This window comes from Ancylobacter sp. WKF20 (genome assembly GCF_029760895.1).
In the GTDB taxonomy this organism is placed as follows: Bacteria; Pseudomonadota; Alphaproteobacteria; order Rhizobiales; family Xanthobacteraceae; genus Ancylobacter.
This window is the reverse complement of the sequence record NZ_CP121679.1, coordinates 524,365-537,986: the sequence shown is the minus strand read 5'-3', so window position 1 is coordinate 537,986 and position 13,622 is coordinate 524,365. Positions and strand designations below refer to the sequence as shown.

Genomic DNA, 13,622 nt, shown 5'->3' with positions numbered 1-13,622 from the left:
GAGCATGTGAGCGTGGCGCCCCTCTCCTATTCCGATCTCCGGCAGCGTACCCGAGAGCGCGACCGCAGCCTGCGCAACAAGGTGACGACGCTGGAGGACGCCGTGCGGCTGGTCCAGAACGGCGATCACCTCGCCGTCGGCGGCTGCACGGCGTCGCGCACGCCTTTCGCGCTGATCTGGGCATTGGTGCGGGCGCAGAAGCAGGATCTTACCGTCTCACGCTCCATCACCTCGACCGAAGGCGACATCTTCTACGCCTCCGGCCTCTCCCGGCACATCATCACCAGCTGGTTCAGCCAGGGCATCGTCTGGGGCGTGTCCAAGGTGATGCGCGCCTACACGGAATCGAAGCGCGCGCGCTTCGAGGAATGGAGCCACATGGCGATGGGCCTGCGCTACCGCGCGGGCGCCATGGGCGTGCCCTTCATGCCCATGCGCTCCATGCTCGGCTCGGATGTGCTGGGGCGGGTGAGCGGCGATACCGGCCCCGCCGATGCGGCCTTTGCCGCCGCCAAGACCATGGAATGCCCGTTCACCGGCGAGACGCTACTGCTGGTGCCGGCGCTCAATCCCGATGTGGCTATCATCCATGTCCAGCGCTGCGACGCCTATGGCAATGCCCAGCTCGACGGGCTGACCTTCATGGACATCGACATCGCCATGGCGGCGAACCGGGTGATCCTCACCACCGAGCGCGTGGTCTCGAACGAGCAGATCCGCCGCCACCCGGACCAGACCAAGATCGGCTTCTTCACCGTGGATGCGGTGGTTGAGGTGCCCTTCGGCTGCGCGCCGCATGAGTGCTACGGGCTCTATGAGCCGTTCTACAGCCATATGGATCTCTACGCGCAGATGACCGCGCGCGACCCGGAAGCGGGAGCGGCCGCCTATCTGGAGCGCTTCTATCACGAGCCGAAGGACTGGGCGGACTATCTCAGCCGCATCGGCATGGCCGAGTTGCTGGATGCCCAGCGTCGCGGGAGTGGCATCTATGACGACTGAACGCGCACGCGCTGGCCACGCCCTCGCGCCCGTTCCCTGCTATACCGGCTCGGAACTGCTCGCGGTGATGAGCGCGCGTCTGCTGAAGGACGGGCAGACCGTCTTCGCCGGCGTCGGCATCCCACTGCTCGCCGCCATCCTCGCCCAGAAGACCCATGCGCCGGGCCTCACCATCCTGTTCGAGGGCGGGGTCATCGGCCCCTTCGTGGAAGCCGGTAAGCTGCCACCGTCGACCAATGAGCAGCGCTGCACGCGCCGCGCCAACATGCTGGTGTCAATCACCGAAGTGCTGCTGATGCTGCAGCGCGGCTATGTCGATGTCGGCTTCATGGGCGGGGCGCAGATCGACCGCTTCGGCAACCTCAACTCCTCCTTCATCGGCGACCCGGCGGACCCGAAGATCCGCCTGCCCGGCACGGGCGGGGGCAATGACATCGCCTCGCTAGCCGACATGATCGTCGCCATGAAGCATGAGAAGCGGCGCTTCGTGGAGAAGGTGGATTTCATCACCAGCCCCGGCTTCCTCGATGGCAGCAAGACCCGCGCCGAGCGCGGCCTGCCGGCGGGCGGCATGTTCCGGGTCGTCACCGATCTCGGCATTCTCGGCTTCGACCCGGACAGCCGGGCGATGACGGTGGTGGCGCTGCATCCGGGAGTCTCGGCGGCGGCGATCCAGGCCAATACAGGCTTCGAGCTGCCCGTGCCGGCGGATGTGCCGACCACGGAGGTGCCGACACCGCAGGAACTGGCCATTCTGCGCGAGCTCGATCCCGCGCAGCTTTATACGGCGTGATGCGCGCTTCCCTGCTCCCCTCCGTCGTCATCCCGGCCGGAGGCGAAGCCGGAGAGCCGGGATCGCTCTCCCGTTTCCAGCGATCCCGGATCGGCCTTTGGCCGTCCGGGATGACGGCCTGAAGTCGCCTCGAAAGGAAAGCCCATGCCCGCTCCCGTCGCCTTCGGCATCGCGATGCGCAACTTCACCCGCTTCCCGGAGCTGCCGGATGCCGGGGCGCTGATCGACTATGGTGTACGGATGGAGGAACTGGGCTTCGAGTCGCTCTGGGTGTGGGACCACATCCTGCTCGGCACCGACCCGCATTTCCCGATCATCGACTCGCTCTCGCTGCTCACCGCCGTGGCGGCGCGCACCAAGACGATCAAGGTCGGCACGGGCGTGCTGGTGCTGCCGCTGCGCAACCCGGTGATCCTCGCCAAGCAGCTTTCCTCGCTCGACCTCATCTCCAATGGCCGCCTGATGCTCGGCGCGGCAGTCGGCTGGTACAAGCGGGAATTCGACGCCGTCGGCATTGCCTATGAGCGGCGCGGCAAGATCATGGACCGCAATCTGGAGATACTGAAGCGGCTCTGGACGGAAGATTCCGTGACCGGCCAATGGGATGAGCTGAACCTGCGCAATGCGGTGATGTTTCCCAAGCCGGTGCAGAAGCCGCACCCACCCATACTGATCGGCGGTTATGTCGACGTGGTGCTGAAGCGCGCGGCGACCAAGGGCGACGGCTGGCTGACCTATTTCTACACCCCCGAAGGCTACACCGAGGCCTGGGGCAAGATCACCGCCTATGCCGAGGAAGCCGGCCGCGACCCGGCCGAGCTCTACAGCCTGAACCAGCTGCCGATCTATATCGGCCCGCGCGAGGTCGGCATGGCGAAGATGACCGAATGGCTGCACGCCGAATGGGATCTGTCCAAGGGCTCGCTCTCGACCTTCGACAGCGCCATTGTCGGCACGCCAGCCGAATGCGCCGAGCAGATCGCCGCCCATATCGCCACCGGCGTGAAGAAGATCGTCTTCGTGCCGTGGCGCTATGAGAAGGAGCAGATCGACCTGCTCGCCCACGAGGTTCTGCCGCTGCTGCGCAAATAGCCGGCTCGGCTCACCAATCCCTCCCGCGGGAGGGTAGCCCGGACAGACGGGCTGGTGAGGGGCGCGCATGACCCCCTCAAGGCGCCCCTCACCCTTTTCCTGACGATGAGAGCCCGATCAGCCCTGACGGGCGGCAAGGCTGCCGACCCGCGCGAAGCGGCCAGCGGCCGGCTCGTTCCGGGGCGCCAGCGCCTCGGCGGCATAGGAGCGCTGCTTCTGGCGCGAGGGCGCCTCGCCATAGAGCGTCGTGCGCTGGCGGGCGAGCCGCCCGGCGGCGCGGATGGCGGCTTCCATGCGGTCCGGCGGGAATTCCTGCCCATGCATACCGCCGGCAGCGCGGCTGATGGATTCATCCATCAAGGTGCCGCCAATATCGTTCGCCCCCGCCTTCAGCGCCGCGACGATGCCGCCCTCCCCGAGCTTGACCCAGGAGGCTTGGATGTTGGGAATGAGCGGATGAAGCGCGAGCCGCCCGACCGCGTGCATCAGCAGCGCCTCGCGGCGGCTGGGGCCGGCGCGGGTGCCACCTTTGAGGTATAAAGGTGCCTCCATGTGCAGGAAGGGCAGCGGCACGAATTCGGTGATGCCACCGGTCTCGGCCTGAAGCCGGCGAAGGCGCAGCAGATGGCGGGCCCAGTGGCGGTAGCCGTCGACATGGCCGAACATGATGGTCGAGGTGGTGCGCAGGCCGACGCGATGGGCGGCACCGACGGTCTCCAGCCACTCCTCCGTCGTCAGCTTGTCCGGGCAGATGATGGCCCGCACCTCGTCGTCGAGGATTTCCGCCGCCGTGCCCGGCAGCGAGCCGAGGCCCGCTTCCTTCAGCATCAACAGGAACTCCGGGACCGTTACGCCCAGCGTCGCCGCGCCGTGGCGCACTTCGAGCGCCGAGAAGGCGTGGACATGCATCTGCGGCACCGCCGCCTTCACCGCGCGCAGGATGGCGAGATAGGTCTCGCCGGAAAAATCCGGGTGGATGCCGCCCTGCATGCAGACTTCGCTCGCCCCGCGCTCCCATGCCTCGCTTGTGCGGCGCTGGATCTCGCCGAGGTCAAGCTCATAGGGCCGGCCGCGCAGATGGGCGTGCTGGCGGCCCTTGGAGAAGGCGCAGAAGCCGCAGCGATAGGCGCAGACATTGGTGTAGTTGATGTTGCGGGTGACGACATAGGACACCGTCTCGCCCACCGTCTCACGCCGCAGCGCATCCGCCGCCTCGAACACGCGCTGCGCCCGCGCCCCGCGTGCGTCGAACAGGGTGGCGATCTCGGCCTCGGCCAGTTCCCGCCCGGCAAAGGCCGTGTCGAGGATGGCGTCGAGTGCGGTCTCCTCTCCCGCCAGCGCCGGCGCGGCCGGCCAGTCGACGAGGCGGGTCCGCTCCTCTTCGCCCACGCGCCAGGCGCTCTCATGCGCGAGACCGGCGCCATCGGCCCGGCGCAGCACGAGGGGCGCGACGTCCGCGTGCAGCCAAGTGGCGCGCTGGTCGAGATAGCGCGGATAGACCGCAAGGCGCGGCGCCAGCACCTTGCCGGCGCGGGCGGTGGCGACCCCGAGCGACGCCAGCGCCGGCCACGGCGCTTCCGGGTTCACATGATCGGGCGTGACCGGCGAGACGCCGCCCCAATCATTGATGCCGGCGTCGATCAGCGTCTTCAGCCCCTCCGGCTGGAGGTTGGGCGGCGCCTGGATGGACATGGCGGGCCCGAGGATCAGCCGCGCGACGGCGACGGTCCAGAGATGATCCTCCAGCAAAGGCTCCGGCGCGCCGGCCATCTTCGTGCCGGGCTTGGCGCGGAAATTCTGGATGATGACTTCCTGCACATGACCATACCGGGCATGACTGTCGCGGATCGCCAACAGCGCCTCGATGCGCTCGCGCCGGGTCTCGCCAATGCCAATCAGCAGCCCGGTGGTGAAGGGCACGCGGGCGCGCCCGGCCGCCTCCAGCGTCGCCAGCCGCGCGGCGGGGCGCTTGTCCGGCGAGCCGAAATGCGGGCCACCGCGCGCGGAGAGACGCTCGGCGGTGGTCTCGATCATCAGCCCCTGCGAGGCCGAGACGGCGCGCAGACTAAGGAGGTCCTCCTCGCCCATCACGCCGGCATTGATATGCGGCAGCAGGCCGGTCTCCTTGAGCACCAGCCCCGCCATCTCCTTGAGATAGCTCAGTGTTGTCGCATGGCCGAGGGCGGCGAGTTCGTCTCGGACAACGGCGTAGCGCAGCTCCGGCTTGTCGCCGAGGGTGAACAGCGCCTCGTCGCAGCCGAGGCGGGCGCCGGCGCGGGCGATCTCCAGCACCTCATCGGGCGTGAGAAAGGCACGCTGGCCCTTCTTTGGCGGGTGCGCGAAGGTACAATAATGACACACGTCGCGGCAGAGCTGGGTCAGCGGGATGAATACCTTGCGCGACACCGTCACCGTCGCGCCGAAGCCCTCGTCGCGCACCCGTGCGGCAGCCGTCATGAGGGCGGAAAGGTCGCCCTCCTCCGCGAGGGCCAGCGCCTCCCCGGCGTCCAGCTCCGCCCCCGCCCGCCAGCCCTCGCGCGCTGCCATCGGCTCAGGCCTTCATCATCTCGGGGAGCGTGACCAGCTCGACCCCGGCGGCCTTCAGCGCGTCGCGGCAGGCGGTGGCGACGGCGATGGCGGTCGGCTCGTCGCCATGCACGCAGAGCGAGTCGAAGGCCGTCGGCATTTTCTTACCGTTGATGGAGATGATCTCCTGCTCCAGCACCATGCGCACCACACGCTCGGCCGCCACCGCCGGATCCTTGATGACGGAGGCCGGATTGCTGCGCGAGCACAGATTGCCCTCGTCATCGTAAAGCCGGTCGATGAAGGCCTCGCGCGCCAGCGGCACGCCGAGCTCCAGCGCCGCCGCCTCCATCTGCGAGCCCGACAGAGCGAGGTAATAGAGCGAGGGATCGACGGTGCGGATGGCGCGGCCGATGGCGCGCGCGTAGTCGCGGTCGACCGCCGCCATGTTGTTGAGCGCGCCATGCGGCTTCACATGGGTGACCTTGGCGCCGGCATAGGCGGCCATGCCGACGAGCGCGGCGATCTGGTAGGCGACGAGATATTCGAGATCATCCGCGCTCATGCGGATCTGGCGCCGCCCGAAACCCCAGATATCGTTGAAGCCGGGATGCGCGCCGATCGACACGCCATTGGCCTCCGCCTTGATGCAGACATCGCGCATCACCGTGGCATCGCCCGCATGCAGGCCGCAGGCGACATTCACGCTCTGGACGATCCGCAGGATCTCCGCGTCATTGCCGATCTGATAGTGACCGTAGCCCTCGCCCATATCGGCGTTGATGTTGATGCGATGCGCCACGGGAAGCCTCCTGCCAGTGCTGAACGTGCGCTCATTAACACATTAGATAATAATGGATTTCAAGCGCAAACATACTATGAATAGGATGATTGCCGTAGCGGCGTGGGGACAGATGCAGCGCGAGGACGGTCAAGCGGGTACAAGCGGCGACGGCTCAACGCGCCGGCTGGGCCAACTTGCGCGCTTTCTGCCCGTCGGCGACACGGCCTTCGCGGTGGAGTTCGGCAGCGTCATCGCGCCCGACATCAACGCGCTCGTGCACCGTACCGCCGCCCTGCTGGCGCTCGCGCCGCCCGCCGGGCTCATCGAAACGGTGCCGACCTTTCGCTCGCTTCTGGTGCATTACGACCCCTTGGTGACCTCGGCGGAAGCGCTGCAAGCGACGCTGGCCGCGCTCGATCTCGGCGAGACCGCGGGCGCGGCGCCCGCCCGGCTCTGGCATCTTCCGGTGCTCTATGGCGGCGAGGCGGGGCCGGACCTTGAGGAGGTCGCGCGTGCCACCGGGCTATCCGTGCCGGAGGTGATCGCGCAGCATTCCGGCACCACTTACCGCGTCTACGTGCAAGGTTTCCTGCCCGGTTTCGCCTATCTCGGCGATCTGCCGGCGGCACTCGACCTGCCGCGCCTCAGCGTGCCCCGCGTGCGGGTTCCGGCGGGCTCGGTCGCCATCGCGCAGCGCATGACTGGGGTCTATCCCCTTGAATCGCCAGGAGGATGGCGGCTGATCGGCAACACGCCGGTGCGCTTCTTCGACCCCACGCTGACCCCGCCGACGCTGTTCGCGCCGGGGGATGGCGTGCGCTTCGTGCCGGTGGACGCAACTGAGCACGAGCGCGTGCGGGTAGCGGTTGATGCTGGTGTTTTTATACCTCACCATGAAACTCTGGCGGGGGAGAGCGCATGAGCACGCTACGCATCCTCCAGCCCGGCCCGCAGACCAGCGTGCAGGATCTTGGGCGGCGCGGCTTTCAGGCCTTCGGCGTGCCCGTCTGCGGCGCGCTGGACCCGGTGGCGCTGCGGCTCGCCAATGCGCTGGTCGGCAATGCGGCGACGGACGCCGCGCTCGAGCTACGCCTTGCGGGGCCTCACTTTGTGGTCGAGGACGGCTCTGCCCGGATCGCCCTCGCCGGGGCATCCGCCCGCATCGAGGTGATCGCGGATGGCGAGACGCGCGCCTATCCGAGCTGGCGGGCCATCGACGTGCCGGAGGGGGCGACGGTGCGCATCGGGGCGCTCACACAGAGCGGGTGCGCCATTCTCGCGGTGGCAGGCGGCATGGATGTGCCGGCGGTAATGGGCTCGCGCGCGACCGATCTCAAGGGGCGCTTTGGCGGGGTGGCAGGGCGGGCGCTGATCTCCGGTGATATGATACCTGTGAGCAATGCCGATCCTTCCGGCCCTTGTCTCGATCTGCCCCACCCGCCGACGCTGGCCTTTGCCGGCACGCTGCGCGTCGTGCTCGGCCCGCAGGCGGAAGCCTTTACCGAGGCCGCGCGGGCCACCTTCCTCACCGCCGCCTACCGTGTCTCCCGCGAGGCGGACCGCATGGGCATGCGGCTCGACGGACCGCCGCTTGGCTTCGTCACCAGCGCCGACATCGTCTCCGATGGGATCGCCACCGGCTCCATCCAGGTGCCCGGCTCGGGCCTGCCGATCCTGCTGCTCGCGGATCACCAAACCATTGGCGGTTATGCCAAAATCGCCACGGTGATCTCCGCCGACCTGCCCGCCGCCGGCCGGCTCTTGCCCGGGGCGGAACTGCGCTTCGCGGCCGTCAGCGTTGCGGAGGCGGAAGCGGCGCGCCGGGCGCAGGAACAGGCGGTCGCCCGGCTGGTCGCCAGCCTTGCGCCCGTGCGCGAGGGAGCCCGTATTGATACGGACGCGCTTTGGCGTGCGAATCTGATCTCCGGCGTTGTCAGCGCGTATGAAACCGAGTAACGGCGCGGGGCGGCGGATAGGATTACATGATACTGAAGATAGGTAGACCGCCGATTCCACTATGAAGCGACGCCGCGCTGCGGCCGACATCGGAACCAGCCTGCCCATGCTCAAGGACCACGCGGCCTCCCTCAGCAGTCCGGACTACCGCCGAAGCCCCGTGCCCCGCTATCTCCAGATCGCCGGTGTCATTCGCCGGCGGATCGAGGACGGCGTGTGGAAGCCGAACGAGAAAATCTCGACGCTGCAAGAACTTGAAGCCGAGTTCCGGGTCGCGCGCGTCACCGTTCGCCAGGCGGTCGAAGTGCTGCAGAGCGAAGGGCTGGTGCGCCGTATCCAGGGCAAGGGCACCTTCGTCTCCGGCAATGTCGAGGAAAAGCGCTGGCTGAAGCTCGATCTGAAGTGGCATTCGCTGGCCGGCACCATCGGCGCCAACGTGCCGCGCTTCCTGCCGCTCAACACCAACCCGCCGGCGCCGGTGATCCGGCCGGAGGATGGCGAGGCGGCACCATCCTACCGTTATCTGGAGAGCGTGCAGTCGCGGCGCGGGCAGCCCTATTCCTATGCCCGCGTGCATTTCGACGAGCGTCTTTATGACCTCGCGCCGGAACGCTTCGACCGCGAGCCGACCATCGCGGTGGTGGCCACGCTGGAGGGGCTGACGGTGGCGAAGGCGCGGCAGTCCTTTATCGTCGGTACGGTGGAACCGCGCGTGGCGAACCTGCTGGCGACCGGCATCGGCTTTCCGACGGTGGAGGCGCATCTCGTCATTACCGACGCGACTAACGTGGTGATCTATGTCGCCGACATCATCTATCGCGGCGACTGTGTGCAGCTCGACGTCGACCTTCTCGGGTAATCTTTCGACTTATCAATGACTTGACGAAGGAAGCGGGAATCTTGATTCACCCGCTTCGCCCCCGTTGTTGACACGCCGATTCAAGCCCCGCGGCGCCCGAACAGCCGGGCGAGCCAGCCCTTCAGCATGGCGAGGAACAGCCCGCCGGCGTCGAGCGGCGCCGCCTCGGCCACGACCTCCCCACCCTGCAGCGCCCGGTCGAGATTGGCCGCGAACGTCGCGGTCAGGCGGGCGGCGAGGTCGCGGGCGATGGCGCCCCGGCTCATCTGCGCCAGCGGACCCTGCAGCACATAGGCGACATCAACCCGCACGCGGGTGAGATTTTCGCCTTGCTCCTCAAGACGATAGATGAGCCGCGCCTGCACCCGCGTGGCGCTCTTCTCATCCACGCCGCGCCCATGGATGGTGCCGGACCAGGCGGCGGGGTCGGTGACGATGACGCCGAGTCCGCCAAAGGCCGCCTGCATCGGGCCGAGCTTCACCACCATCTTGGCCCGGATCATGTTACCGTCAGACGGCTCGGTCAGCTGCGCACCGGGCAGGCAGGCGATGACGCGGGCGGGATCCTGGAACAGCGCCCACACCGTGGGGCGCGGCGCGGCGACATCGAATTCCTCAGTGATTTCAACGGGATTGCGCAGCAGCTCGGGGACTGGCGGTGCCGCCTCGATGGCCTCAGCCGGCGTATTCACCGGTGCCGGGGACGGCGCGACGGCGCGGCTCGGCGCCACTGGTAAGGTGAGCGGCGAAGCGTAGGACGGCGGCGGTGTCAGGGCACCGCGCGTCACCACCGGCGCCTCATTCGCGCGCGCGGCCGCAACCTGTTGAATTGCCATGACAATTCCCGCATAGCCGGTACAGCGGCACAGATTGCCGGCGAGCTCATGCCGGATGGCGGCCTCATCGAGACCGGGCCGGCGCAGCACGATATCGCGCGCCATGACCAGCATGCCCGGCGTGCAGAATCCGCACTGGAGAGCGTGCTCGCGGGTGAAGGCGGCGCGCAGTTCCAGCATTACGGGATCGTCGATAAGTCCTTCTATTGTCGTGATTTTTGACCCCTCCAGCATCACCGGGAAGGCGATGCAGGAACGCGCCGGGGCACCGTCCACCAGCACCGTGCAGGCGCCGCAGACGCCGTGCTCGCAGCCGAGATGCGTGCCGGTGAGCAGCAATTCCTCGCGCAGGAAGTCGGCCAGGCTCTGGCGCGGCTCGACCTCGGCGTCGATGGGGCGGCCATTGACCTCGATCGACAGGGACGTCATGCGGAAAGGCTCTCGGGCTCAAGCGCGGCGATGGCCTGACGGATCACCGCGCGGCGCAGGCGAAAGCTCGCGGGGTCGTCGGCGAGCCCGGCCTCGTGCAGGACTTCGTCAATCTTCTCAATATCTTGCAGAATGAAGCGAGCATCCTGAATCACCAATTGCCGGGCCTCCGTGGCGCCCACGGCGAGGCGGACGACGCCGCGCGCGGGGTCATAAAGCACCGCGCACATGGCCTCGGCGAACTCGCCGACCTTGCGGCAGGACTTGCGATAGCCGAAGCGAGCGGTGTCATGACACCGTGGAACGGCCACGCCGGTGACGATTTCCCCCTCCCCCAGCGCCGTCTCGAAGGCGCCCGTGATGAAGTCCTCGACCGGTATTTCGCGCGGTTCGATGAGTGCAGTGAGGTGACCAGTCAGGCCAGTGTGTCCAGCCTGGTGACCAGTGTGTGCAGCCACGCGCGCCAGCCGCACCCGCGCGCCAAGGGCGGCGAGCGTGGTCGGCCAGTCGGCCGCCGGGTCGGCATGGGCGAGGCTGCCGCCGATCGTGCCGCGATTGCGTACCGCGCGGTACGCGATTCCTCCCGCGATGCGGGCGAGGAAGCCGGGCGTCGCGTCCGGCACCGCGCCGTCCTCGAACTCGGCATGGGTGATCGCCGCGCCATAGACGATGGCGTCGGGCCCCTCCTCCACCGCCCGCAGCTCGGGCAGCGCCCCGACATGGACGAGCAGCGAGGGCCGGGCGAGGCGCAGATTCAGCATCGGCCCGAGGCTCTGCCCGCCCGACACTGGCTTGGCGCCCGCGTCGTCCCGCAGCGCCGTCAGCGCGGCGGGGAGATCGGCGGGCCGCAGATAGTCGAAACGGGCGGGCTTCACGCGGCGCCCTCCCCGGAATGCAGGCGCGCACGCGCGGCGAGCACGGCCTCGCGCACCCGGCGCGGCGTCATCGGCGAGACGGTGAGTTCCACACCGAGATCGGCCAGCGCGTCATTGATGGCGTTGCCGATGGCGGCGGGCGGGGCGATGGCGCCGCCCTCGCCGATGCCCTTCTGCCCGAAGCGGGTGTTGGGCGAGGGCGTTTCCATATGCTGGATCCTCACCGGCGGCATTTCATTGGCGCCGGGCAGGAGATAATCGGCGAAGGTCGAGGCGAGCGGCTGGCCGTTCTCGTCATAGACCATCTCCTCATAGAGCGCGGTGCCGATGCCCTGCGCGGTGCCGCCATAGATCTGGCCGTCGACCACCATCGGGTTCAGCAGCACGCCGCCATCCTCGACGATGACGTAATCGAGGATCTCCACCTCGCCGGTCTCCGGCTCCACCGCGATTACGCAGGCATGGGTGGCGTAGGAGAAGGTGCCGGTATCCACCACCGGCCGGTAGCCGGCGACAAGATCCAGCCCGTCCGGGTCGGCATCAACCGGCAGGTTCTGCGGCGCGCGGTAGAAGGTGTGGGCGATCTCGCGGAAAGTGACGGAGCCGGACGGGCCGACGACCTTCGCGTCCTCGATCCGCACGGCATCGAGTGGGGCCTGTAGCAGATGCGCGCCGATGCGCTTGATGCGCTCGCCCAGCTTGTCGCAGGCGCTCGCCACCGCGCCGCCCGCCATCACGCCGGAGCGCGAGCCCCAGGTGCCGGTGGAATAGGGCGTCATCGCTGTGTCGCCATGCACGACATTGACCAGCTCCGGGTCGATGCCCAGCACCTCGCAGGCGACCTGCGCCAGCGTGGTCTCCATGGACTGGCCGTGGCTCTGATTGCCGACGCGCACCTCCAGCGTGCCGTCCGGGGTGAGGCGCGCGCCGCATTGCTCGAAGCCGGGCACCATGGGGATGCCCCAGCCATGATAGACCGAGGTGCCGTGGGCGCCCTGCTCGCAATAGATGGCGTAGCCGAGCCCAATGCGCCGCCCATCCGCTTCACCCTGCTGCTGGCGGGCGCGAACGGCGTCATGGCCGATCATGGCGTGGGCGCGGCGCAGGCTTTCGGGATAGTCGCCCATGTCGAAATCCTTGCCGGTGATGGACCGGAAGGGCATCTGGTCGGGCCGCACGAGGTTGCGCAGGCGCACCTCATAGGGCTCGATGCCGGCGGCGCGGGCGACCGCGTCGATCATCAACTCCATCGCCGTGCACACGCCGGTGCGGGCGACGCCGCGATAGGGCACGATGGGCGGCTTGTTGGAGCACACCGACAAAGCGCGGGCGCGATAGGCCGGCAAATTATATGGGCCGGGCAGATTGGAGACGATCTGCGCGCCCTCAAGGCAGGCGGAGAACGGGTAGACCGAATAGGCGCCGGCATCGACATGGGCGGAGGCCTCGAAGCCGAGCAAATGGCCATCGGCGTCGGCATAGGCGGTCATGATGTAATGGTGCTCGCGGCAATTGGCGGCAGCGATCAGGTGCTCGCGCCGGTCCTCCAGCCATTTGATCGGCCGGTCGAGCTTGAGCGCCGCCCAGGCGCAGCACACTTCCTCGGGCTGAAGCAGCCCCTTCCAGCCGAAGCCGCCGCCGACATCGGGGGCGACGACGCGGATTTTCCGCTCGTCCAACCCGAGGCACTCGGCAAGGCCGGAGCGGACGATGTGCGGCATCTGCGTCGAGGTCCACAGATGAAGCTGCTCGGTGTGGCGCTCGGAGACGGCGATGCAACCCTTGCCCTCCAGCGGCGCCATGCACTGCCGGCTGGTGCGCACCTCGCGCGTCACCTTGATCGGCGCATCCGCCAGCGTCGCGCTGAAATCCTTCTCGGCCTGCGAGACGAGGAAGACGTTGTCCGGCCAGTCCTCATGGATGCGCGCGGCCTCCGGGGTGACGGACCGCAGCATGTCGTGATTGGCCGGCAGTTCCTCGTACTCGACCTGGATCTCTTCCAGCAGATCCTCCGCCTCGGCGCGGGTATCCGCCAGCACCATCACCACCGGCTCGCCGACGAAGCGCACCTTGCCGCTCGCCAGCGAGGGCTGGGTGGAGACGCGGAAGCCCGGCAGGCCGGTCTTGGCGAGAATGTCCTTCACCCCCACCATGTCCTCATGGGTGAAGGCGCGGCCCTTCAGATGGGCGGGAATGTGGATGGCGGTGATGCGGGCATGGGCGAGGGTCGCGCGCAGGAAGGCGGCCTCCAGCTGGCCCGGAAATCGCATGTCGCCAATGAACCGCCCGCGCCCTTCCATGAGCCGGGCATCTTCCTTGCGAGGCAGCGACGCGCCGACACCGCGCGCGGCCTTGCCCTGCCCGTCAACCGCCGGCGAACCGGTCTCGAACGCCCCTGACGACACGCGCCTCAAACCTCACGTTGAAACTGCTATCTTATTCACGATGCGGGCTTATCCTACGATATGTG

The 13,622-nt window shown here is 68.0% G+C and carries 11 protein-coding genes; 6 read left to right on the top strand and 5 right to left on the bottom strand.

Translation table 11 applies throughout. The features are described from left to right. Positions 1-12 precede the first annotated feature (12 nt). From AncyloWKF20_RS02445 to AncyloWKF20_RS02435, 3 genes are all read left to right on the top strand, one after another. Positions 13-1,002: a CoA-transferase gene (locus AncyloWKF20_RS02445; RefSeq protein WP_279317859.1), complete on the top strand. Its 990-nt coding sequence runs from the start codon at positions 13-15 to the stop codon at positions 1,000-1,002. After that, the gene (locus AncyloWKF20_RS02440) at positions 992-1,795 is read left to right on the top strand and encodes a CoA-transferase (RefSeq protein WP_279316380.1); all 804 of its coding nucleotides are present in this window, start codon (positions 992-994) and stop codon (positions 1,793-1,795) included. Before AncyloWKF20_RS02445 ends, AncyloWKF20_RS02440 begins: the two co-directional genes overlap by 11 nt. Before the next feature lie 144 nt (positions 1,796-1,939). Further along, entirely contained in the window at positions 1,940-2,887 is a 948-nt protein-coding gene (locus AncyloWKF20_RS02435) for a TIGR03619 family F420-dependent LLM class oxidoreductase (protein WP_279316379.1), read from the top strand. A 117-nt stretch (positions 2,888-3,004) separates the two neighbouring features. On the opposite strand, the gene cofH is transcribed toward AncyloWKF20_RS02435, so the two are convergent. Both cofH and AncyloWKF20_RS02425 read right to left on the bottom strand, forming a co-directional pair. Next, positions 3,005-5,434, bottom strand: coding sequence for a 5-amino-6-(D-ribitylamino)uracil--L-tyrosine 4-hydroxyphenyl transferase CofH (cofH, locus tag AncyloWKF20_RS02430; protein WP_279316378.1), 2,430 nt, complete (start codon positions 5,432-5,434; stop codon positions 3,005-3,007). Between the two features lie 4 nt (positions 5,435-5,438). After that, the gene (locus tag AncyloWKF20_RS02425) at positions 5,439-6,215 is read right to left on the bottom strand and encodes a 5-oxoprolinase subunit PxpA (RefSeq protein ID WP_279316377.1); all 777 of its coding nucleotides are present in this window, start codon (positions 6,213-6,215) and stop codon (positions 5,439-5,441) included. Between the two features lie 85 nt (positions 6,216-6,300). Here AncyloWKF20_RS02425 and pxpB point away from each other — a divergent pair, with 85 nt between their 5' ends. The 3 genes from pxpB to AncyloWKF20_RS02410 all read left to right on the top strand — a co-directional run bounded on the left by pxpB (position 6,301) and on the right by AncyloWKF20_RS02410 (position 9,012). Beyond that, on the top strand, positions 6,301-7,119 hold the full coding sequence (pxpB, locus tag AncyloWKF20_RS02420) for a 5-oxoprolinase subunit PxpB (RefSeq protein ID WP_279316376.1): 819 nt from the start codon (positions 6,301-6,303) through the stop codon (positions 7,117-7,119). Beyond that, a complete protein-coding gene (locus tag AncyloWKF20_RS02415; RefSeq protein WP_279316375.1) occupies positions 7,116-8,153 on the top strand; it encodes a biotin-dependent carboxyltransferase family protein in 1,038 nt (345 codons plus the stop codon). Before pxpB ends, AncyloWKF20_RS02415 begins: the two co-directional genes overlap by 4 nt. Positions 8,154-8,313: 160 nt before the next feature. Beyond that, positions 8,314-9,012, top strand: a complete 699-nt coding sequence (locus tag AncyloWKF20_RS02410; protein ID WP_279316374.1) for a GntR family transcriptional regulator — start codon at positions 8,314-8,316, stop codon at positions 9,010-9,012. An 80-nt stretch (positions 9,013-9,092) separates the two neighbouring features. On the opposite strand, the gene AncyloWKF20_RS02405 is transcribed toward AncyloWKF20_RS02410, so the two are convergent. Genes AncyloWKF20_RS02405 through AncyloWKF20_RS02395 form a run of 3 tightly spaced genes read right to left on the bottom strand, consistent with a single transcriptional unit; the run spans position 9,093 to position 13,452 of the window. Then, positions 9,093-10,277 carry a 2Fe-2S iron-sulfur cluster-binding protein gene (locus tag AncyloWKF20_RS02405; RefSeq protein ID WP_279316373.1) on the bottom strand — a complete coding sequence of 395 codons (1,185 nt, stop codon included), beginning with the start codon at positions 10,275-10,277 and terminating at the stop codon, positions 9,093-9,095. Next, positions 10,274-11,152, bottom strand: coding sequence for an FAD binding domain-containing protein (locus tag AncyloWKF20_RS02400; protein WP_279316372.1), 879 nt, complete (start codon positions 11,150-11,152; stop codon positions 10,274-10,276). The genes AncyloWKF20_RS02405 and AncyloWKF20_RS02400 overlap by 4 nt, the downstream gene beginning before the upstream one ends. After that, positions 11,149-13,452 carry a xanthine dehydrogenase family protein molybdopterin-binding subunit gene (locus AncyloWKF20_RS02395; RefSeq protein WP_279317858.1) on the bottom strand — a complete coding sequence of 768 codons (2,304 nt, stop codon included), beginning with the start codon at positions 13,450-13,452 and terminating at the stop codon, positions 11,149-11,151. The genes AncyloWKF20_RS02400 and AncyloWKF20_RS02395 overlap by 4 nt, the downstream gene beginning before the upstream one ends. Positions 13,453-13,622 lie beyond the last annotated feature (170 nt).

What these genes read in the sequence shown, in the direction of transcription:
- AncyloWKF20_RS02395 (WP_279317858.1), bottom strand. Translation starts at nt 13,452, where the DNA reads ATGGAAGGGCGCGGGCGGTTCATTGGCGACATGCGATTTCCGGGCCAG.
- AncyloWKF20_RS02405 (WP_279316373.1), bottom strand. Translation starts at nt 10,277, where the DNA reads ATGACGTCCCTGTCGATCGAGGTCAATGGCCGCCCCATCGACGCCGAG.
- AncyloWKF20_RS02440 (WP_279316380.1), top strand. Translation starts at nt 992, where the DNA reads ATGACGACTGAACGCGCACGCGCTGGCCACGCCCTCGCGCCCGTTCCC.
- AncyloWKF20_RS02435 (WP_279316379.1), top strand. Translation starts at nt 1,940, where the DNA reads ATGCCCGCTCCCGTCGCCTTCGGCATCGCGATGCGCAACTTCACCCGC.
- cofH (WP_279316378.1), bottom strand. Translation starts at nt 5,434, where the DNA reads ATGGCAGCGCGCGAGGGCTGGCGGGCGGGGGCGGAGCTGGACGCCGGG.
- pxpB (WP_279316376.1), top strand. Translation starts at nt 6,301, where the DNA reads ATGATTGCCGTAGCGGCGTGGGGACAGATGCAGCGCGAGGACGGTCAA.
- AncyloWKF20_RS02415 (WP_279316375.1), top strand. Translation starts at nt 7,116, where the DNA reads ATGAGCACGCTACGCATCCTCCAGCCCGGCCCGCAGACCAGCGTGCAG.